This window comes from Flavobacterium frigidum (assembly GCF_048286735.1).
In the GTDB taxonomy this organism is placed as follows: Bacteria; Bacteroidota; Bacteroidia; order Flavobacteriales; family Flavobacteriaceae; genus Flavobacterium.
This window is the reverse complement of record NZ_JBLVPU010000002.1, coordinates 224,802-247,652: the sequence shown is the minus strand read 5'-3', so window position 1 is coordinate 247,652 and position 22,851 is coordinate 224,802. Positions and strand designations below refer to the sequence as shown.

General features: G+C 34.0%; 15 protein-coding genes. 3 read left to right on the top strand and 12 right to left on the bottom strand.

From position 1 onward, the window contains the following. Window positions 1–130: 130 nt before the first annotated feature. The 3 genes from ACNQGO_RS02625 to ACNQGO_RS02615 form a co-directional block, all read right to left on the bottom strand. Window positions 131–724: an ISAon1 family transposase gene (locus tag ACNQGO_RS02625; RefSeq protein WP_417984064.1), complete on the bottom strand. Its 594-nt coding sequence runs from the start codon at window positions 722–724 to the stop codon at window positions 131–133. Between the two features lie 34 nt (window positions 725–758). Further along, window positions 759–1,004, bottom strand: coding sequence for a transposase (locus tag ACNQGO_RS02620; protein WP_417984068.1), 246 nt, complete (start codon window positions 1,002–1,004; stop codon window positions 759–761). A gap of 768 nt (window positions 1,005–1,772) precedes the next feature. Further along, a complete protein-coding gene (locus tag ACNQGO_RS02615) occupies window positions 1,773–2,354 on the bottom strand; it encodes a MiaE family protein (protein ID WP_417969038.1) in 582 nt (193 codons plus the stop codon). Window positions 2,355–2,669: 315 nt separating this feature from the next. Here ACNQGO_RS02615 and ACNQGO_RS02610 point away from each other — a divergent pair, with 315 nt between their 5' ends. Next, window positions 2,670–3,905: a glycosyltransferase gene (locus tag ACNQGO_RS02610; protein ID WP_417984063.1), complete on the top strand. Its 1,236-nt coding sequence runs from the start codon at window positions 2,670–2,672 to the stop codon at window positions 3,903–3,905. 64 nt (window positions 3,906–3,969) lie between these two features. On the opposite strand, the gene ACNQGO_RS02605 is transcribed toward ACNQGO_RS02610, so the two are convergent. The 6 genes from ACNQGO_RS02605 to porU form a co-directional block, all read right to left on the bottom strand. Next, complete coding sequence (locus ACNQGO_RS02605) at window positions 3,970–4,341, bottom strand: RidA family protein (RefSeq protein ID WP_417984062.1); 372 nt, start codon at window positions 4,339–4,341, stop codon at window positions 3,970–3,972. 401 nt (window positions 4,342–4,742) lie between these two features. Further along, complete coding sequence (locus tag ACNQGO_RS02600; RefSeq protein ID WP_417984061.1) at window positions 4,743–6,398, bottom strand: pyruvate dehydrogenase complex dihydrolipoamide acetyltransferase; 1,656 nt, start codon at window positions 6,396–6,398, stop codon at window positions 4,743–4,745. A gap of 7 nt (window positions 6,399–6,405) precedes the next feature. After that, complete coding sequence (gene pdhA / locus ACNQGO_RS02595; protein ID WP_417943933.1) at window positions 6,406–7,404, bottom strand: pyruvate dehydrogenase (acetyl-transferring) E1 component subunit alpha; 999 nt, start codon at window positions 7,402–7,404, stop codon at window positions 6,406–6,408. 156 nt (window positions 7,405–7,560) lie between these two features. Beyond that, a complete protein-coding gene (gene cdd, locus ACNQGO_RS02590) occupies window positions 7,561–8,043 on the bottom strand; it encodes a cytidine deaminase (RefSeq protein WP_417977970.1) in 483 nt (160 codons plus the stop codon). Between the two features lie 83 nt (window positions 8,044–8,126). Continuing rightward, window positions 8,127–9,326 (bottom strand): type IX secretion system outer membrane channel protein PorV, encoded by a 1,200-nt coding sequence (porV, locus tag ACNQGO_RS02585; protein ID WP_417984060.1) that lies wholly within the window; start codon window positions 9,324–9,326, stop codon window positions 8,127–8,129. Between the two features lie 39 nt (window positions 9,327–9,365). Continuing rightward, on the bottom strand, window positions 9,366–13,202 hold the full coding sequence (gene porU, locus ACNQGO_RS02580) for a type IX secretion system sortase PorU (protein ID WP_417984059.1): 3,837 nt from the start codon (window positions 13,200–13,202) through the stop codon (window positions 9,366–9,368). A 208-nt stretch (window positions 13,203–13,410) separates the two neighbouring features. Here porU and gldJ point away from each other — a divergent pair, with 208 nt between their 5' ends. Further along, window positions 13,411–15,096, top strand: a complete 1,686-nt coding sequence (gene gldJ / locus ACNQGO_RS02575; protein ID WP_417984058.1) for a gliding motility lipoprotein GldJ — start codon at window positions 13,411–13,413, stop codon at window positions 15,094–15,096. A gap of 64 nt (window positions 15,097–15,160) precedes the next feature. After that, on the top strand, window positions 15,161–16,450 hold the full coding sequence (locus ACNQGO_RS02570; RefSeq protein WP_417984057.1) for a UDP-N-acetylmuramoyl-tripeptide--D-alanyl-D-alanine ligase: 1,290 nt from the start codon (window positions 15,161–15,163) through the stop codon (window positions 16,448–16,450). Between the two features lie 201 nt (window positions 16,451–16,651). On the opposite strand, the gene ACNQGO_RS02565 is transcribed toward ACNQGO_RS02570, so the two are convergent. Genes ACNQGO_RS02565 through ACNQGO_RS02555 form a run of 3 tightly spaced genes read right to left on the bottom strand, consistent with a single transcriptional unit; the run spans window position 16,652 to window position 22,850 of the window. Continuing rightward, window positions 16,652–17,953 (bottom strand): TolC family protein, encoded by a 1,302-nt coding sequence (locus ACNQGO_RS02565; RefSeq protein WP_417947781.1) that lies wholly within the window; start codon window positions 17,951–17,953, stop codon window positions 16,652–16,654. Continuing rightward, window positions 17,946–20,363, bottom strand: a complete 2,418-nt coding sequence (locus ACNQGO_RS02560; RefSeq protein WP_417984056.1) for an ABC transporter permease — start codon at window positions 20,361–20,363, stop codon at window positions 17,946–17,948. The genes ACNQGO_RS02565 and ACNQGO_RS02560 overlap by 8 nt, the downstream gene beginning before the upstream one ends. A gap of 45 nt (window positions 20,364–20,408) precedes the next feature. Continuing rightward, a complete protein-coding gene (locus ACNQGO_RS02555) occupies window positions 20,409–22,850 on the bottom strand; it encodes an ABC transporter permease (protein ID WP_417984055.1) in 2,442 nt (813 codons plus the stop codon). Window position 22,851 lies beyond the last annotated feature (1 nt).

The following is a 22,851-nucleotide window of genomic DNA, read 5'->3' as shown; positions in this document are numbered from 1 at the left end:
CTGTCGGTACTCTTTGGGGACTGAATTAATTTCTTTTAAATATAAATGAAGTATCTCTTCTCCTTTTTCTTAAGAAGTCAATTTAAAATAATCCACAACAATTTCAGGTAATAATAACTTGATTAGTTCGCTATAGGAATCTTGCATTTGTATCTATTTTTAAAATACAAATATCGAAATTTAATATTTCCCCACAACTTTTAGACTTGATCCATTCTATATTTCTAACCCCTCTGAATTGAGATCTAAACGCTTTTATTTTAGCATTGAAGGACTCTGCTGAAGCATTGGTGCTTCTGTTATCAAAATAGTTTAATATGGTTTGGTAGTGATTTATTATGGATCTTGAGATTGTATTGAAAGATTTAAACCCGGATTGATTTACTTTTTCATGCCATCTGGCTAGCCTTGAAAGTCCAATAATTTTATCAGTTGTTTTTTCAAAGATATTTCTCAAATCTTGTGCTAAATTGTACGCTTTTTCAATATCGGGATATAATTCAAATAATATAGAGGCTCGTTCTATTTGGTTTTCGGACCATTTAGATTTGTTTTTATATAGAAGATAGCGGCTACGGGCTAGTAATTGTTTAAGTGTATCTCCATTAGATAGCACTTCTGATTCAAACTTTTTATTTCCTTTTTTAGCTTTTTCCATTGCTTCATTTTCCTGATCTATTGATTGCCAACGATATTTGATTCTGATTTCTTGTAAAGCTTCCAAGGCTAGTTTTTGAACATGAATTAGCGAAGCGGTATCACGAATTCCAAAATTTCAATGAAAATTCAGGAGTAAATCGATAAGTAACCCGCGTAGCATTTGGAAAACATTTTTTAGCAATTAATCCCATATTTGCTCCCATGTCTAGAGTGATCTCTGTGACTTGATTGCGCGCTTTGAGAGGGGTTTTTTCAATTATAGCAGTTACAGTATCAGCTTTAGTTCCGGCAATTATAGCTACGATAGTTCCTTTCTTTCCTTTGCCTGCTTTGTTGGTTAAGATAGTATAGAGTTCTCCATTCGAGAATGAAGTTTCATCAATCGATAAACGTTTGCCTAAGTTTTTTGGAAAAATAAGCCATTGTTTGGCGTGTGATAGTTGATCCCACGCTTTGAAATCACTTAAGAAATCTTTGTATTGATGTTGTAGGTTTTTGCCGCTAACGCCATAAAAAGAAGCAATCGCATTACAATCATTAGGCTTGGAATCTATTGATCTCTTTTAAAAAAGACGCAAACTCCTGTGTTACACGAGTTCCGTCTGCTACTAATTTATTATCTCTTTTGATTATTCTTCAGAAGTTTTATTCGTCCAACGAAGACGTTTAATATGCTAATAGATCTATTTACCTTGAAGAGTAAAATCTTGTAGTGTTATTTCATCTAATAAGCCTTACGATATTTATTCTACAGCATCATAGTGCATTGGAGGTTGTGCATTCACTTCGTAATACAAATGAAGGTGTTCTTCGGTATTAACAGCAGAAACTACTTCAAAGTAATCTACAAGAAAATCAGGAAGCTTAAATTTTAAAAGATCTATAGAAGTTATTGCTGTTTATTTATTTCGCAAAGTTCTTCTTTTTTTATATCAATTCCTCCGCAGGTTTTGTTTCTTATCCTTAGAAAAAAATGGTATAAAAAAACCTCGAAAATTTTCACCTCTGAGGCTAATAAGTACTGTAATTTTAAAATATAATTGGAATCATCCTTTTTCAAGTTCAGATACTTTTAAGTATAGTGTTTTTGATAACGTAAAATATAGTCTCAATTATCCGTGTATAGATTCTTGTTTGCCATAATTTGTGATAATCGAGGTTTCAAAATCAATCCACTCTTTCCAGCGTTTATCCACATCTACATTATCAGCATATTTTCGTGCAAAACCTAAAAAAGTGGTGTAATGTCCCGCTTCACTAATCATCAAATCACGGTAAAACTTCGCTAACGTTTCATCTGTAATATTTTCAGATAATACTTTAAATCGTTCACAACTTCTGGCTTCAATCATCGCTGAAAACAGCAAGCGTTCACATAAAGCGTCGTTTCTACTCCCATCCTTTTTCATGAATTTAAATAATTCATTCACATAATGATCTTTCCGTTCCCGCCCTAAGGCAAGTCCTTTGCTTTTTATCAAGTCGTGTACCATTTGCAAATGTTCTAATTCCTCTCTTGCAATAACCATTAATTCGGTCACTAATTCCTCTTTTTCTGAATTTTGCGTAATCAAACTTATGGCATTCGAAGCAGCTTTTTGTTCACACCAAGCATGATCGGTCAATATTTCTTCAATATTCGATTCTACTATGTTGACCCATCTTGGATCGGTAGCTAATTTTAATCCTAACATTTTAATGGAATTTATTTGAGCACAAAATTAGTGTTTTCTTCTTAAAATTCACTATCAAAAATAAGTGGGGCGTTTCACCAAAAAAATGGCAAAAGCAACTTTTTATGCAGCCATTTTTTGCTGTCAGGCTATTCGTTGCAGGTCCTCATTGCACTTTCGCTGCGCTGCATTGCAATTGTGGGCTTTTCACTGCTATGCTTCACGCAAACTAGTGTAAAATATAGCTACTTTTTTCAGTTGCATTTGCAATTCCAAACAGTTACAATTTCATTTTAAATAAGTACTTTGCAATCCTAATTTTCAACACCCACAAAAGTGAAATCAGTATTAATTATTGGCTTTGTTTGGCCTGAACCCAACTCCTCAGCTGCGGGTGGCAGAATGATGCAATTGATTTCATTGTTTCAAAAACAAGGATTTACAATCACATTTGCTTCTCCTGCACAAGACAGTGATTTTATGGCCGATTTAAGTTTGTATAAGGTCGAGAAAGAAACAATAGCTTTAAATAGTTCTAGTTTTGATGTGTTTGTAAAACAGCTTCAGCCTTCAATAGTCTTATTTGATCGTTTTATGATAGAAGAACAATTTGGTTGGCGCGTTGCCGAAAATTGTCCAAATGCAGTTCGCATTTTAGACACCGAGGATTTACACTGTTTGCGTCTTGCACGACAAAAAGCGTTTAAAGAAAAGCGTGAATTTAAAACTGTGGATTTATTGAATGAAGAGGTTGCAAAAAGAGAAATCGCTAGTATTTTGCGTTGTGATTTGTCATTAATGATCTCCGAATATGAAATCGAATTGCTAACTAAAATTTTCAAACTAGACAATTTCTTATTGCATTATTTGCCACTTTTAGTAGATTCGGATGCTATTCCTGATTTGGGTAAGTTACCTTCGTTTGAAGGACGACAGGACTTCGTTTTTGTTGGTAATTTTCTTCATGAACCCAATTGGAATGCTGTGCAGTATCTTAGAGAAACCATTTGGCCCTTGATTAAAAAACAAATTCCAGCTGCTGTTTGTACTATTTATGGTGCTTATCCATCCCAAAAAGTGTTGCAGTTACATAATGCCAAAGAAGGTTTCTTGATACATGGTCGCGCCATTGATGCACAGGAAGTTGTCAAAAAATCCCGAGTTGTTCTGGCGCCTTTGCGCTTTGGTGCTGGAATAAAAGGGAAATTGCTCGAAGCCATGCAGTGCGGAACACCAAGCGTTACTACAGGTATTGGTGCCGAGTCGATGCAAGGCTATTTACCTTGGAGTGGATTTGTTGCAGATGATCCCGATGTTTTCGTTGATCTGGCTGTGCAATTATATCAGGATAGAGCGGTGTGGCTTCAGGCGCAAAAAAATGGACTCGCTATTGTCGAGCAACGGTATCTAATTACATTGTTTGAATCCGAGTTTAAATTGCAAATTGACAATCTACAATCAAATTTGCAGCAACATCGGTTGAATAACTTTATGGGTGCTGTATTGCAACATCATACACTTAAAAGTACTAAGTACATGTCGAAATGGATTGAGGAAAAAAATAAGAGCTAGTGTTTAGCAATTTGTTGATAATGTAAATTGTTTTAATTTTTCTAGATTAATTTAAGAACTTGTTTTAAGCTATCACAGCTATTGCTTCAATTTCAATTAACCAATTTTTATTTCCTAATACGGATACGCCAACTAAGGTGCTTGCTGGAAAATCACAATCTCCAAGAAATTTGGTTCTTATTTTTCTAAAAATAGGCAAATCGATTTCCGGAGTAAAATTTACAATGTACGTATTCATCTTTACCACATCTTTAAAAGTGGCGTTACAATTAGAAAGTTGTTTTTCTATGTTTTTAAAGCAAGCGATTGTTTGTGCTTCTAGGTTTTTTCCGTCCCCAATTTGGCCTGAAATATAAATTGTTTTACAAGTGCCGGTTCTTACAACAACAGCTTGCGAAAAACCTTCATTTGGTTCTAGATATTGTTTTTCAATCATCTTGAAGTCTATTAAATCGTTAATGAAATCGTTATTATAACTGATAATGTGCAATTAGTTTTTATATTATTGCTTTCTGTTGCTCCAAGTTAATGTTTATTTGGTCGAAAGCGCTCGTTAATTTTATAAAAGTGAAGTGAAATCATCATACAGCAAACAAGTTTTTTTGAAAATACTTCTAGAAGCTATTCAATAATTGATTGTATTTCATTTATGTTAAAGTGCATGCTACGTTTTTGCATGAGGGATAGTAGCGGCATCCTTTTATGAAATGCAATGGAATAAAAGATATAGCGAATAGCCTGACCGCACTGCAACGCTAGTGGAAGTGGGGACATGCACCAATAAAAATCCCGTCAAGTTTATTAACAAGACGGGATTGTATTATGATAACCGGGCTATTACGCAAGCATGGTAACTGGGTTTTCTATAAATTGTTTCAATGTTTGTAAAAATTGAGCTCCAGTTGCTCCATCGATAGTACGGTGGTCGCAAGCAAGAGATAACATCATGGTATTTCCTACTACGATTTGGCCATTTTTAACGATTGGTTTCTCGACAATCGCACCTACAGATAGGATTGCAGAATTAGGTTGGTTGATAATCGAATTGAACTCTACTATACCAAACATCCCTAAATTAGAAACAGTAAAAGTACTTCCTTCCATTTCTGTAGGTAATAGTTTTTTGTTTTTTGCTCTTCCGGCAAGATCTCTAACGCTGCCGCCAATTTGAGATAAACTCATCGCATCTGTGAATTTCAATACTGGAACAACTAAACCATCTTCAACAGCCACAGCTACACCAATATTGACGTGATGGTTGATGGTAATAGCATCTTCTTTCCATTGTGAATTGATTTTTGGATGTTTTTTCAATGCCATCGCACAGGCCTTAATAACCAAATCGTTAAAAGATACTTTTGTATCAGGTACGTTGTTAATAACAGCTCGCGCAGCCATAGCGTCATCCATAGTCACTTCGATCACTAAGTTGTAATGCGGTGCGGTGAACAATGATTCAGCTAAACGTTTCGCAATGATCTTGCGCATTTGGGAATTCTTAATTTCTTCCGTAAATACCTCTCCGTTTGGTACGAACACTTTTGGTGCAGCAGGTGCAACTACAGTTTCTGTTTTAGTAACTACTCGTGCATCAGCAGTTGGCTGAGCAACAGCTGGTGTAAAGTTTTCGATATCGCTTTTTACGATTCTACCATTTTCACCAGTACCCTTAACTTGATTCAACTGGATTCCCTTATCACTTGCAATTTTCTTTGCTAATGGGGAAGCCAAAATACGTTGTCCGTCAGCTACAGTTTCTTGAGCAATTGGCTCAGTCACGGCTGTTGTTTCAACTTCATCTTTAACTTCTGGAGCAGGAGCAGTTGACGTTGCTCCGCCTGCTTTATAATTTGTAGCAATTCCAGCAACATCAGTTCCTGCGGGACCAATAATTGCTAAAAGACTATCAACAGGAGCAGTATTCCCTTCTTCAATACCTACATATAATAATGTTCCTGCATTGAAAGACTCAAACTCCATTGTTGCTTTATCTGTTTCAATTTCAGCAAGAATATCACCTTCGGCAACTGTATCTCCTACTTTTTTCAACCAGGTTGCAACAGTTCCTTCGGTCATCGTATCACTTAAACGAGGCATCGTTATTACCACTACTCCTTTTGGTAAAGAAGTAGCCGCTGAAGTTGACTCTTTTTTAGTTTCTGGAACAGCCACTGCCTCTGAAGTAGGTTTTGCTGTGTCTGCTGCTGGAGTTACCTCTGCTGGTTTTCCTGAAAGGAATGCCGAAATATCCTCTCCTTCTTTTCCTATAATTGCTAGTAATGAGTCGACAGGAGCCGTTTGACCAGCTGGAATTCCTATATGTAAAAGTGTACCTTCATTGAAAGATTCAAATTCCATTGTTGCTTTATCAGTCTCAATTTCTGCAAGAATGTCTCCTTCGCTTACTTTATCGCCTACTTTTTTGAGCCAAGTTGCTACCGTTCCTTCCGTCATCGTATCGCTCAAACGAGGCATTGTAATTATTGTTGCCATAATTGATTTATAATTTATGAGGAATAAATGGATAGTTTTCTTGCTCGTATACTACGTCATACAATTGTTGAATTGGTGGATATTCTGATTCCTCAGCAAATGTTACACATTCTTCCACTAAGTCTTTAACTCGTTGATCAATCGTCTCAATTTCCTCTTCTGTAGCATATTTGTTATCCATAATTACATCTAAAACTTGTGTAATTGGATCTATTTTTTTGTATTCTTCTACCTCTTCTTTAGAACGGTACAGTTGTGCATCTGACATAGAGTGTCCTCTATAACGGTACGTTTTCATTTCTAGGAAAGTTGGTCCATCACCACGACGTGCTCTATCTATTGCTTCTGTCATTGCTTCAGCAACTTTTACAGGATTCATTCCGTCAACAGGTCCGCAAGGCATCTCGTAGCCTAAACCTAGTTTCCAGATATCGGTATGGTTAGCCGTTCTTTCTACTGATGTTCCCATAGCGTAACCGTTGTTCTCTACAATAAAAACAACCGGAAGTTTCCATAACATAGCCATATTAAAAGCTTCATGTAAAGAACCTTGACGTGCTGCGCCATCACCAAAATAAGTCATAGTCACACCACCAGTTTCAAAATATTTATCGGCAAAAGCTAATCCTGCACCCACTGGAATTTGTCCTCCTACAATTCCGTGACCGCCATAAAAACGATGCTCTTTAGAAAAAATATGCATAGAACCACCCATACCTTTTGAAGTTCCGGTAACTTTTCCTAAAAGTTCTGCCATTACTCGTCTAGGATCAACGCCCATTCCTATAGGTTGAACGTGATTTCTATATGCAGTAATCATTTTGTCCTTTGTCAAGTCCATGGCGTGTAAAGCACCCGCTAGTACCGCTTCTTGACCATTGTATAAATGTAAAAATCCTCTAACTTTTTGTTGGATGTATAATGCCGCAAGTTTGTCCTCAAACTTTCTCCAAAGCAGCATGTCCTCATACCACTTTAAATATACTTCTTTTGTAACTTCTTTCATCTGAATTTTTCTTTTGCTAAAGTGTTATTGTATTATCAATTTGTACCTATAACGCAAAATAGTTTCCTCCCACAAGTTTGCGCCCCGAAGCGTCGGATTGCAAAAATAAGATATTCCAAGTAAGAACTGAAATATAAAAGGTGATTTTTGGACTTTTTACAAGAATTTTTTATCGAACATAAAAGGCAATAAATTTTTTATGGAATCAGATTTATAAATATTTCCAATTTCTCCCATAAAATAAATCTCAATAGGTGTTTTTTGCTTGATTTCATACTCTGCAATAGATTGTCTGCAAGAACCACATGGCGGAATAGGAGTAGTAGTTTGGTTGGTATCCGAAGCTGCTGTGATTGCCATTTTCAAAATTTTTGCTGTTGGATAAATGGCACCTGCATGAAAAATTGCAACGCGTTCTGCGCAAAGTCCTGAAGGATAAGCTGCGTTTTCTTGGTTCGAACCCAAAACAATTTCACCATTATCTAAAAGGATTGCAACTCCAACTCTAAATTTAGAGTACGGAGCATAGGCATTTTTTCTGACTGCAACGGCTTGCAACATTAACTCTTGAATGTCAGTTGGTAAATCTGGTATCGCATCGAATGCTTTGAATTGCGTGGTAATTGATAATTCTTTCATTATTTTTTTTGGAAAAAAAATCCAAATTTCATCTCGAATAATTGAGTTTGAAATTTGGATTGTTATTGGTGATTTATTTTAGTTTAATATTCGTCATATTTATCTCCAAAATTGAAGGTCAACGAAAAACGAAGGGTATTTTCTAATGGATTTTTTACTTTAGACGCTGAAAATAAATACGAAACATCTACTTTGACTACGTTGTATTTGAAACCTGCTCCAAGGGAGAAAAACTGTCGAGCACCTTTCACAGGACTTTCGTGAAAGTAACCCAAACGCATTGCAAAGGAATCTTGATATAGATATTCGGCTCCAACAGCATAGGTAACTTCTTTTAGCTCTTCGCTGAATCCATCAGGAGCATCTCCAAATGATTTGAAAACTCCTGAAGTCCATCCAATAGATCGGTAATCATTATTTGCTTTAGCCGTTCCATCATTAGCAGGTTCTCCAGGATCGAGGGTATCCCCATCTCCATTTAAATCAGTTGCTGGCTGAGGGACAGGAATTTGAGGTGTTGGAACTAATAATTTATTAAATTCAACATTCAAGGCTACTTTATTAAAATCGTCTAAAATAAAATCAAAACCAGTTCCTATTTTTAAATTTGCAGGAATGAAGTTATTGTTGAAATCATCATTGTCATAACTAATCTTTGGACCTAAATTTTGAATGTTAAATCCGGCTCTCCATCTTCCGTTAAATTCGTTATACGCTATTTCTTCAGACTGGTAAAAACCTGCCACATCAACTGCGAAGGTACTTGCAGACGAAGCGTCATTGCTATCTGAAGCTACTTTTAAATTAGAATTAATGAATCTTCCTGCAATAGCCATCGAGAATTTATCGCTCAATTTTAAGGAATAGGATCCGTCAATAGCAAATTCGTTTGGAGAGACTATTCTTGCTTCGTCAGTAGCATTATCGCGTAATTCGATTTCACCTAAACCAAAGTAACGAAGACTACCGGCAAAGGCACTTCTTTCATTTAATTTTTGGTAGTAAGTCACTTGTCCTAATGATATGTCATTCACCAAGTCAGTTAGGTAAGGAGTATAGCTTACGGAAAAACCCTTTGCATCAGTAGCAAAAGCATATTTGGCTGGATTCCATTGTTGAGAAAAAGCATCTGCCGAAGTTGCAATCCCAATATCAGCCATACCTGCAGCTCTAGCATCGGCGGCAACTAATAAAAAGGGAACACCAGGATTTATGACTCTATCTTGAGCTTTTGTAAGATAAGTTACAAATAAAAAGATAAAAAGCAACGTTAATTTTTTCATTATCAGAGGTGATTTTTAGTAAACAAAGATAGTATTTTATTAAAGTATTACAAGTTTTTCAAATTTTTCAATTTTTTTGTTCGTCAAAGTCGATTTAACAGTGAGTTTGTACACATAAACGCCTTTTCCTATTTTGTCTCCAAAATCATCTTTCCCGTCCCAAGTAATTTCTTTAGACAAAAAACCTTCTGTTGTGATGATTTGATTTTTAGTCCAAACTACCTTTCCAGTTATTGTCATTACTTGAACTTGAACCTCTAAAGGTTCGAAGGGTCTGTTGTGAGTAAACCAAAATTCAGTATAATTTACAAACGGATTTGGATAATTCAATACATGAGTCAATGTTATGGCATCATCGCCTACAACAATAAATTGAATCTCTGCAGTAATTGGATTGTTGTAAACGTCCCATGCTTTGAATGTTATTGTATGCAGTCCGGGAGCTAAGTTTCTTAAAGGAAATCGAAGTGTTCCGCTTGTAAAGTCGTCTAATTTTGTTTGGTAATAATCATTTAACACAAATGGATTACTAACGTCTCCATCCAGAATGGCAACAATATCATGACCAATACCGCTTGCTGTATTGATTCCGTTTTCATCTTCGAGTAGCGCAACAAAAAACGGGGACTCATTTGTTATGCCACCAGAAACAAAAGTTTCATCATTCATGTATAACTTCACTCTTGGACTTATATTGTCTGCAATTGCATTTTCATTAATTCCACCTACTTTTATTGCACTGTCATATCCTGTTTCGTTCTGCAAGACCTGATTTTTTTTAGAATAAAAACTGATTCTGCCATTGGCTACCGGAATTCTAATGTCTCTAGGAACTACAAAACTAAATTCAAACTGGCTGTTGGTTACGGATGCGTTTCCTCGAAATATTGCTTCTCCTAAAACATTGAAAGTGATGGGCGGACTACTACCATCGTTATTATAGGTCGTTCTTGAAACCGTTTTGTCAAATATAGTTACGGCAACTTCTCCGTTGTAATTAGGGAGAAGATTATTGTTTTCGTCTGTTACCTCGCCTGTGAGTTTCATTTTTGCCAATGATTTAAAGTCATCAATAGTTTGGGTAACTGGAACATCATTTACTTTTGTCAATCTGATTTTCGGTTTTGGGATGGCAAGCATCAATGCCGGATCACCTATATAAAAAACAACATTGGTTGCTGAGTTTGGATTGCTATTTTTTGATATTCTAAGGGCTTCAGCAATAGAAGTATATTGATTAGAATTATACGACAGCAGGTTTTTTGTAAAGGAATCATTGAAGTTCTCGGCGCTGAACTGTCCTATGGAACGAATAGTTGTTATCATTGCGATCGCTCCTCCTTTTGGATTCCAATACGTATATTCACCAGCGGTTGGCCTAAAAGGATTGTCGAAACGCGAAAATTCACAAGTGATAGTTATAAACAAAGGGTATTTATACTGATTGCTCAAATTTTGCCCGTCTGATTTTTCCCAAATGCGCTCGCTCGATAAACCATCCTCGCCACCATGACCTAAATAATTAAACACCAAAGCTCCTTTTTCAAAAGAATTAAAAAAGTCGGTTCGCGCTTTTGGATATCGTGAACCTCCAGCGGATGCCTCTTGAACGTACGAATCTAGCAGAATTTTGTTCACATTTAGAAATGGTTTTTGGGTAGCAATAGTATTAGCAAGTGCGTTTTGTCTGTTTTGTAAACTAGCGTCAACACTAATATCAGAATCGTCTGAAATTAACGCAAAATTATTTCTCCAGCTTCCGTAGGATTTTAGATCATAATATTCGAAAACTTTATTCACCATTTCTTCTGCCTGTCTGGGATCATTAACCAGCATCCTACCAACAGCGATGTCGATTCCTCCAAAAAAAGACACTATGTTTCCTTCGGAGGAATCCATTAATCCAAAAAAATCATCGGATGCAAAAGACGATTCGCCAGATGAGTTACTGTTTAAGGCATGATAAATAGGTACAATATTAGTATTTCCTGAGATTCTATTTTTATAATCATAAGAAGCGTCCCCAAAAAGATTGATGTACTTTATTCTTTTTTCGGGAGCAGAAGCGTTTTCATATATGTATTTTATACAGTTTCGAATTGCCGCCACATCTTGTTTTCCTGATGAGAATTCCTGGTAGATAAGTTCTAACGGAATGACTTTTACATTTAAATTAGATTTCGTTCGATGAAAAGCGGCTAATTTTTCGGCTTGATTAACTAAAATAGCAGGTGCAATGATCGCATAATCAATATCTTGAAATTGGCCTTGTCCGTTTTTAAACAAAGTTCCTTTTAGGTTTTGATTTGAAATTTTTGGTTTAGGAACTTGAAGTGGTGTATAATAATCGGAAGGATCCAAAGCAATATATTTCCGGAGTTCTCCCAAGTTGGCTTTAAAAATTAATGAATTTTGATTAGAATTTTCAATTTTGGATGCATTGAAAATGTCAGTTACATCCCAAACTTGTGTGATATTAATAGCGTTAGAAATACTGTATGATGCAATGCCAATACTAGAAGACGATTGATCATATTGAAAATGAAATTGTTTACCGTAGCCTTGCAATTTACGCTTGGCAATGAGCTGGATGTTGTCAAGGTATCCTTTGGAGCCAGGAACACCGTTGTTGTTGTATTTCAGTTTTATTTTTATATTTTCGGCACCGTTAAAACTTGTATTGTTAGGGAGCGATCCGACATAAAATGCTGTTTCAGAATTCGGATTCAAAGAAGGAAATGAAATGGTGCCTACTGCGTTTCCATTTGCAGCTACATTCATACTTGTGGGTGTAAATGCTGCTGAAGCGGCAGTCAACTTAAGTTTTACAGGCGAAGTTGTGTCGATGTTAGGGAAGTTAAAATCGAATTCTTGTTCCTCTTTAACTTCGAACGATTCGCCAAACCACTGGCGACCCAATCGTGAGATATTAGTAAGGTCGACTTCGTGAAATTGATGGTCGTCAAAAGCGGTTACATTTAAAGTACTTCCTGCCGAAGGTTGAGTCATTGGAGCAATTCTTTTTCCATCGGTACCCTGAACGTTGATATAATAATAGGATTTAGTGTCGTACAAATTAATGTTTGTCAAACTTTCCTGATTATAAACATCAACACCTTCAGCATAAAAAAGAATATAATCCTCATTATTAAAAATTCCATCAGTTTCGCCACTGATTTGAATGGCGTTCTCGGTTAGGTCATTTGGATAAGAAATAGCATTAGATAAAGGAAGCATTTGTCCGCCATTCCCATATATTCTTAACTTCCTAGGATCTAATGTGTTGAGATCAATGCCTAATTGTTGTAAGAAACCTTTTGTGATTTTATAAACACCAGATTTTTCGATATAAAATTGGAACCAATTGCCGTTTGCTAGAACAGAGTTAATAATACCATTTGTATTGGTGTTTTTATTTGATTTTGAGAGTTTGGAAGTATTACTCTCGATTTCATAAGAAAATGATTTGATTCGTTTGAATCCAAATTCGTCTTTAATTATTGGTGATAAATAGACAAAAGCTTCGTTGGTGTCTCTTGAGATGTTAATTTTTAAAATTGCATTTGGTGTTTTAGGAATATTTTCAGGAGCTAAGTCGCCCAGTTGCGCGGTTGTAAAAGTCTCGTATGTTGAATTTGTGATTGTAACGGTACCCTCTGTAAAATTGATTGTTTCGTTTATTTTTAAGGTATAAAATAAAGCTTTCTGATCGGCATCATAATGGAAACTGTTTCCCGAGAAATAAGGGATAACTACTTTTGAGTCTCCAAAAGACATTTCTTTTTTATCCGTCCATTCAATGACAGTATTTCCTTTAATTTGTGCGAAAGAAGCAAAAGGAATCAGGCTTAAATACGCCAAAAGTATTTTTCTCATCGTTTTTTTAACGTGATTAGTAGTCTGTTATTATTAATCAGTAAAAATAAATCATTTGATGGGATTTAAATAATAAATATTATAAATTTGCGTTATGATATACAATTTATTGTTAAAGTTAAATCAACAAAAATTTTCATGAAGTATTGTGTTGATTAATGGTTAATTATTATATTGCATCACTTAAATTATTACCTACTAAAAGAGTATGAAAGCAAACAAAATTATGGGCTTACGATTGATGGTATCGATCCTATTAGTAATTGGTTTTTCCAGTTGTAGTAAAAAGTCCAGCTCTAAAAATACCTCACGAGCAACCGGATGGAATATGGACAGCAAAAAAGCTGGTGCAAACAAAAAGCAACAAGCGGGACCAGGTTTGGTTTTTGTTGAAGGCGGTACATTTACCATGGGTAAAGTAGAAGATGATGTAATGCACGATTGGAATAATTCTCCAACACAGCAGCACATACAGTCTTTTTACATGGATGAAACAGAAGTGACTAACTCTATGTATTTAGATTACCTAGATTGGTTGAAAAGTGTATACCCACCTACTGAAGAAAATTATAAAAACATATACGAAGGTGCCTCGCCTGATACGTTAGTTTGGAGAAATAGATTGGGTTACAATGAAACAATGACAAACAATTATTTAAGACACCCATCTTATGCTGAGTATCCTGTAGTTGGAGTAAATTGGATTCAAGCAGTTGAGTTTAGTAACTGGAGAACACAACGTGTAAATGAAGCGCTTTTAGAAAAAAATGGATATTTAAAAAAGAATGCAAAGACCCTAGATGTAACAGCTGATGCTAATTTTGATACCGAAACGTATTTAAGTTCTCCTACTTCTACTTACGGTGGAAATGAAGAAATCGTCCTTAAAGGAAAAAAAGGAGGAAAAAAAGCACCCAAACCAGGTAAAGATGGTAAGGTTGTAGAAGCAAAAAATTTGTATGCACAACGTTCTTCTGGAGTTTTACTTCCTGAATATAGATTACCAACAGAGGCTGAATGGGAATATGCAGCTGCTGCAGATGTAGGACAAAGAGAGTATAACATTTACAAAGGGCAAAAAAAATACCCTTGGTCTGGTGGATATACACGTTCGGGTAAAAGACAAACTAAAGGAGATCAGTTAGCCAACTTTAAACAAGGTAATGGAGATTATGGTGGAATTGCTGGTTGGTCAGATGATGGTGCAGATATCACAAATGAAGTAAAAAAATACCCTGCAAATGATTTTGGATTGTATGACATGGCAGGTAACGTTGCTGAATGGGTTCAAGATGTTTACAGACCGATTATTGATAACGAAGCAAATGATTTTAATTATTTCAGAGGAAACCAGTATACCAAAAATAAAATTGGTGCCGATGGTAAAATTGAAATTGTTACTGCAGCCAACATGAAATTCGATACATTAAGTAATGGTAGAATTGTAGCGAGAAGATTCCCAGGTCAAATTGCTCAAGTTCTAGTTGATGAACAAGAAACATATTTGAGACAAAATTTCGATAAAAGCGATAATAGAGATTACAGAGACGGTGATAAACAATCTACCAGATATTATAATTTTGGTTCTTCAGAAGATGATACTGAAAAACAAAAAGATGAAAAAACCATGTACAATTCTCCTAAGCATAATGTAACAACAGATAGTTTAGGTAAAATGGTTCGAAAATATGATAAATCAAGCAAAAGAACAACTTTAATCAATGATGAAGTTAGAGTATACAAAGGGGGTTCTTGGAGAGATAGAGCGTATTGGTTAGATCCTGCACAAAGAAGGTATTTTCCTCAAGATATGGCAACTGATTATATTGGTTTTAGATGCGCAATGTCTAGAGTAGGACCTAAAGCAGACAGAAAAAAATCACCTCGAAATTAATTTTTTTATATCATAAAAATAAAAGCCCTTTGATTAGGGCTTTTATTTTTTTAAATCGTTTCAAATGGATATTAGTTACATTCATAGTTTATTTTTAAAATGTAAATCGGTTGTTATAGATACCCGAAAGATTGAATTAAACTCGCTATTTATTGCTATAAAAGGAGAGCGTTTTGATGCTAATACTTTTGCCCAAGAAGCTTTAGATAAAGGTGCTTCTTACGTTATAATTGACAATGCCACTTATTATATTGATGAAAGAACACTGCTAGTTGATGACGGTTTAGTTGCATTGCAAAACTTGGCTAAATTTCATCGTGAATATTTAAATGTACCAATAATCGCGCTCACTGGAAGTAACGGAAAAACTACAACCAAAGAACTTATTCAAGTTGTTCTTTCTAAAAAATTCAATACAAAAGCAACAGTTGGGAATTTAAACAATCATATTGGTGTTCCACTGACATTACTTTCATTCCATTCTGAAACTGAAATTGGGATTGTTGAAATGGGGGCAAATCACCAAAAAGAAATTGAGTTTTTATGCGAATTAGCAAAGCCCGATTATGGTTATATAACTAATTTCGGAAAAGCTCATTTAGAGGGTTTCGGTGGTGTTGAAGGAGTAATTGCTGGAAAAAGTGAAATGTATAAATATCTTTCTTTCAACAAGAAACTTACTTTCATAAATTTAGAAGATCCCATTCAAGTTGAAAAATCAGGATCGTTAAAAACATATACTTTTGGTGTTAATAAAATAGATGCCGATGTAAATATTACAGCAGTTCAAGCGAACCCTTTCGTCGCTGTAACATATTCTGGGATTACTATTCAATCTCAATTAATTGGTTTATATAACGCCAATAATATTAGCGCCGCACTAGCCATAGGCAAGTATTTTGAAGTTGAAAATGATGCTATTAAAGAGGCTTTAGAGAGTTTCGTACCGGAAAACAATAGGTCGCAAATAGTAAGTAAAGGAACCAATCAAATTATATTAGACGCTTACAATGCCAATCCTAGTAGTATGGCTGTAGCAATTGAGAATTTTTTACAACTAGATAGCAGTAGCAAAATTTTAGTATTAGGCGATATGTTTGAGTTGGGAGAAGAAAGTAATCAAGAGCATAAATCTTTAGTAGAAATGCTTCTGAATGATAATGAAGTCAAATGTTATTTTATCGGCACGGCGTTTTATAATAATAAACTTGAAAAAAGTAATTTCAATTTTTACAAAACATTCGAAGACTTCACATTTGATTTAGCTACTAATGCGCTTATAGACAATACTATTCTCATCAAAGGATCGAGAGGAATGGCGCTAGAGCGAACTCTAGATTTTATACCTGGATAATTTTTTTGTTTTTCACGGTACTTTAGAAAAGTAAGAGGTACTGTGAAAACAGATTAATTATTTTATGCTAAAAAAAAATGATATAAAAAAAAGGATACTTGAAAAAGTATCCTTTTGTGTTACATACTAATCATTTTTTGAATTATTTGAAGAAGTTATCGCTATTAGATTGCAAATGATTTTATGTTTAAGTTATTATTTTTATAACTCATTCCTTTTTAACAGATTTATTTTCAGGTCAATATACTGAAGTTGAAGTTTGTTTTTTAATACTTCAAACTCAGCTGATAGTACTTGATTTTTTACCGAGGAATATAAAATAGCTTCCACTTTGCCGCTTATAAATTTAGCTTGAGTAGTTGCTAGAGAAGCTTTGGCATACTTTTCTTTCTCCACCAATTTATACTGAAGCTGCAAATAATTTCTTTTGTTTTGTTCTTCCAATACTACTTGTTTGTCCAATTGTTGTTTTTCTTTTTCTATAGTGAGTTTTGCCTGATCACCAGCTATTTTTGATGCACTGATTTTTTTATTGTTCCTAAAGCCATTGAAAACAGGAACGCTCAACTGCATACCAACTTGTTGACTTTTATTATCTTCTAATTGATTGAAAAAAGAATCTGTGTTGGCATTTGCTTGTTTTATATTTTTATAATAAAAAGTAGAATATCCATAATACGCTGATAGTATTGGATAATTGCTGGCTCTTTCTAAACCGATCAACTGTAAACTATTTTGATAATTGAGTTCGGCAAGTTTAATTTTAGGATTATACAGATAATTATCAGAACCTTTTGTTGCTTCCTTAAAATAAGGTTCTAAAACAACTTCATCAGTTTTCACATCCATAACGTTCATCAACTGGAACAATTCTGTTTTTTTTATAGCATACAATTGTTCTGTTTCTTGATTTCGGATTTCTTCAGACGAAAAGCTCAATTGCATGTCATACAAATCACTTTGGGGTTTACTCCCAATGGCAACTTCTTTAGTTATTCTGTCCAAGTTGAATGAAGCCTGCTTGAGTTGTTCTTTTTGGATTTTCAATAACTCCTGCATGTATAGCACTTGATAATAGCTTTCTAAAACTTGAAGTTTGTATTCATTTTCTATGACTTCTATATCCGCTTTAGCGAGTACAATATTTATTTTGTCTTTTTGTGCATTTGCAAAAGCACTAAAATCTATTAAATTCGTTCTGGCATTGAGATAAAAGTTATTGTTCTGAATGTTAGAGCTTACCCTTCCGTTAGTCGACGGATCAATGGTAGAGCCAAAATTATAGCCTTGTTCACCATATAAATTGATACTGGGTAACATTCGATTCAAAACTGAGTTTTGCGACTTTTCTGTTTTTTTTATTTCAAGTTGTCTTATTTTTATTTCGATATTATTTTGCAAAGCAGTTTCCATGCATTTAGCAAGCGTCCAAGAATTTTCCTGACCACTTACTAAAGTAAATATTAAAAAAAAGACTAACGTAAAAATTGAATTCTTATTCATATTTTAAATATTTTAAAACATCCGTTTTAGTTGCTTGAAAGGCTTTTGAAAGCACTATCAAAAGTGTTAGAAATAGCAAAATAATAAACCCAAATACAAATGGAATTACTGTCATGTGAATCCTAAAAGCAAAATTTTCGAGCCATTTGTTCAATAAATAATACACAGGAAACAAAGCGATTAAATACCCGATTGTGCAATACAAAATATATTGTTTTGATAATTCTATCAACAAAGAATTGGTTGCTGCACCCAAAGTTTTTCTAATAGCAATTTCTTTCATGCGCCTTTGAATTGAATAGGAAGCCAAAGCAAATAATCCAAAAAGCGCAATACCAATTACAACAATATTTAACAATGAAAATAGATTCTTTTGCTTCACATAATTTTCATAGGTTCTAGCGTATTGTTTGTCTACAAAATCGTATTTAAACTGATTTTCAGTGTCGACTTTGCTCCATAGTTTTTCAATATCGGCAATCGTATTTTCAATGTTATCTGCTTTTAGTTTTATATATACTTTATCTATGTATTGAGCACTACCAGTTGTTTTAAGATGATAAAAAACGATAGGAGGTACTTTTTCTTCAGGACTTAAAATATTAAAATCCTTAACAACTCCTATAATTCTTAAAATTTGATTATTGATTCTGACACTCTCACCAATTGGTTTTTTTAACTTCATTAATTGCACAGCAGTTTCGTTAAGTACAACTGAATTAATTGTGTCTGAAGCAATTTTTAAATCAAAATTTCTTCCGTTTGTTACCTTAACATTTAGCATTTCAAAAATCCCAAAATCTACAGGAATACCTCGCTCCTTGAAAAGTTCGTCATTATATATAACAGGAACTATAGCATTATTTGAGCCGTCAAATGAAATAAGACCAGTAGATATTGCATTGACTCCATTTATTTTGGATAATTCTTGTTTGATTGTACTGTATTTGTTATAAATGTGTTGTCCAGGATTTTGTGCTTCATAGTCAGAGTTAGAAAAATTTAATGGTATAGTAATCACTTGGTCACCTTTAAAACCTAAATCTTTATGAGTTAAATAGTTGATTTGTTGATAGACAATATAAGAACCTACAATAAAAAAAGTGGCAACTGCATATTGAAAAATTAGCATTCCATTGCGCAGCCAAATTCCACTTTTACTTCTGCCAAAATTTCCTTTTAACACCTTTAAAGTTTCAAAATTAGCGACATAAACCGCTGGAAATATTCCTGCTAACAAAACGGAAATAATAAAAATGAGTACTAATTGAAGATAAAATTGACTCCCAATAATCTTTAAATTCTTGCTTAAAAAATCATTGTAATAAGGTAACGACAACTCCACAATCATTAAAGCCAATAAAATAGCAAACAAACATAGTAGTACACTTTCAAAAATAAACTGAATTACAATAGTACCTTTTGAAGCACCCACAACTTTACGTACACCTACTTCTTTGGCACGATTTACAGCATTGGCAGTAGCCAAATTGATATAATTTACAAGAGATAAAATGAGAATTAAAACTGACAATCCAGCCATAATTACTAAAAATTGATAATTCCCTCTGCCTTCTGGATAGCCATCTGTAATAGAATGTAATCTTGCTTTTGAAAGTGGCTCCATAACAACATTAAAGTATCCTATTTTTTTAGCCATTTCTTCTTGAGTAAAGCCTTCAAGTTTAGCTATTCTTCCAACAAAGCTTGTATTGTACTCTTTTTCAAGACTCTTTCTTGTAAGTTCAATTTTTGATGTGTCTTTGACTTTTACTACTAATTTTAATAAAAAAGGAGCTGTTACATTTGTTGTTGTCAATTCCTTCATTTTGTTTACTATAACATTTGGAGCAATTGATGAATTCCCAGGAATTTGATATACCGCACGAACTACAAACATGTGATTTAAACATTTTATTTGTTTTCCAATTGGATTTTCGTCCCCAAAAACGCGTTTAGCAATAAGGTCTGATATAGCGACACTAGAATCATCTTTTAATCCTGAAATAGCATCTCCGCTAATTATTTTGAAAGGGAAAAACGAAAAGAAATTGTTTTCAACATTAATAATTTTAGTTTCAACTATTTTCTTTCCATTGTAGATGATTTTATCCTTCTGATACCAACTATCAGCATACAATATACTTTCAACATTTGGGTCTTTGGCTAATACAGGTTTTAAAAACAGAGAACATTCAGACCAAATAGGCATATCACTCAATTGTATCAAGACCTGATATACGTTGTCCTTCTCAGGATTCCACTCATCATAACTTTGTTCGTCGTTCCAATATAGTAAAGCGAAAATCAATCCTGCAATTCCTATGGCTAGTCCGAAAACATTGAGAAATGAAAATAGTTTGTTTTGTTTTAAATGATAGAGGAATATTTTTATATAGTTTGATAACATTATTTGGGTTTTGGTTAGTTATAAAAAGGGTCTAGTTTTTTTTGATTATTCGTATTTTAAATATTTTAAAACATCCATTCTGGTTACTTGAAAAGCTTTTGCCAAAACAATTATTAATGTTAAAAACAGTAAAGACAGAAAAGCAATTGCAAAAGGAAGAATTTTAATTGTAATTCGGTATGCAAAATTTTCGAGCCATTTTTCTAATAATAAGTAGGCTGGAACAACGCCAATGACAAAACCTGCTGCACAAAAAAATATATATTGCTTTGATAATTCTTTGAGTAAAACATTGGTTTCGGCACCCAATGTTTTTCGAATAGCGATTTCTCGTAATCTTCGCTCCATAGAGAAAGAAGCCAAAGCGAAAAGCCCGAAAATGGCAATAAGAACGACCACCACATTCAGAATTGAGAATAGATTTTTTTGTTTTACATATTCCTTAAAGGATCGTGCGTATTTTTTATCTACAAACTCATACGAGAACGGATATTCGGCATCGACTTTAGTCTTCCAAAATTGCTCAATAGTGCTCATCGTTTCTTCAATATTTTCTCCCTTTACTTTTACAAAAATTGAATTTACACCTTGCAACATCAATGGTTTTGTCTTTAGATGCGTAAACACCATTGGTGAGTTTTTTTCTTGAGGCCCTCTTAAATTGAAGTCTTTTACAACGCTGATTATTTTGAATTTCTCACCATCACCAGAAACAATTTCTTTACCTACTGGCTGTTTGATTCCTAATATTTTTACAGCTGTTTCATTTACCATTACATTATTAATAGTGTCTGAAGCATATTGAGAATTAAAATACCTTCCTTCTAATAATTTGATATTCATCATTTCCATCATCCCAAAATCAACAGCCATGTTTAGTCCTTGAATGCGAGCGTTTTGGAACACATAATCGCTTGAAGAACGTGCACCATTTCCAAAAGAGAAATTTCCAGTAGCCACTTGATTAACGCCTTTCATTCTGCTCAATCTATCTTTTACTGTCAAATAATTCTTAAAAAAATCGTTCTCATAACTTGCCTCAGATTGTTTGTCAAATTTTTTCAGAAAATCAATTTCAATAACTTGATCACCCTTAAAGCCAAGATTTTTATTGGTTAAGTAATTTACCTGTTGGTAGACAATCGTTGTGCCTATAATAAAAAAAACAGCGATTGAAAATTGAAAAACCAACATACTATTGCGTAACCAAATTCCAGTCTTACTTCTATTAAAATTCCCTTTTAAGACTTTTTGTGCTTCAAAACTTGAAATATATAGCGCTGGGAAAAATCCCCCTAATAAAACCACTATTCCGAAAATAAATAACAATTGTAAATAGAATTGACTAGCATAAATTTTTAAATCCTTGTCCAAAAGTTCATTATAATAAGGCAACGAAATCTCGACAATTACTAATGCGAAAAGAATAGAAAGGAGAACAATTACTACTGTTTCTGAGATAAATTGAAATGTGATATTCCTTTTGCTTGCACCCAATACTTTGCGCACTCCTACCTCTTTCGCTCTCTTGATAGCACTGGCAGTAGCTAAATTGATATAGTTGATAATGGAAAGAATCATTATTAAAATAGACAATCCTGCCATTATGACTAAATATTGGTAATTCCCCACTCCTTCTGGATAGCCCCAGCCTCCTACTAATACAGAATTTAGCCTAGCGTCTTTAAGTGGTTCTAAATTTATAGCAACAATCCCATGTTCTTTTATTTGCTGTTCTAAACTAATATTGGCTTCTTTAGCTTCGGATTTAATAACATTGTCAATAAAAAGTTGCTCAATTTTTCGCTCAACTAACTCTTTTTTTGAGTTATCCTTAAGTTTTATAAGCAAACAGAAATTAAAAGACTCCCATTGGTCTATACTCTGTGTTATAACTTTTTTAAAGTTATCTGTCATCACAACATCAGGAGCAATAGAACTTTTCATTTCATTTTTATAAACACCACTAACGATATAAAAGTTTTCTCCAAATTTTATTTGCTTTCCTATTGGGTTTTCTTTGTCAAAAAAAGTCTTATAAATTTTCTCAGAAATAGCAATTGAAGAATCATCTTTTAAAGCATTTTTAGCATTTCCGAAAATAAAAGGAAAGGGGAAATAATCGAAAAATTTGTTTTGAGTATTAAATCCTTTCGCTATTTTTTGCTTTTTTCCGTTGTAAATAAACAAATCTGAATCATACCAATTGTAGCTGTAGTTGTAACTTTCTACATTAGGATCATTTTTTAAATATTGTCCTATGGGAGCAACTGTATAAGGCCATTTATTATTGTTTAAAGTGTTTATAACCATGTAAACGTTATCCTTTTCAGGATTCCATTTATCATAACTATGTTCGTCATTCCAATATAAAATGGCGAAAATCAATCCTGCAATACCAATGCTCAATCCCAAAACGTTGAGAAAAGAAAACAATTTGTTTTGCTTTAAGTGGTAAATAAATATTTTAATCCAGTTTTTTAGCATG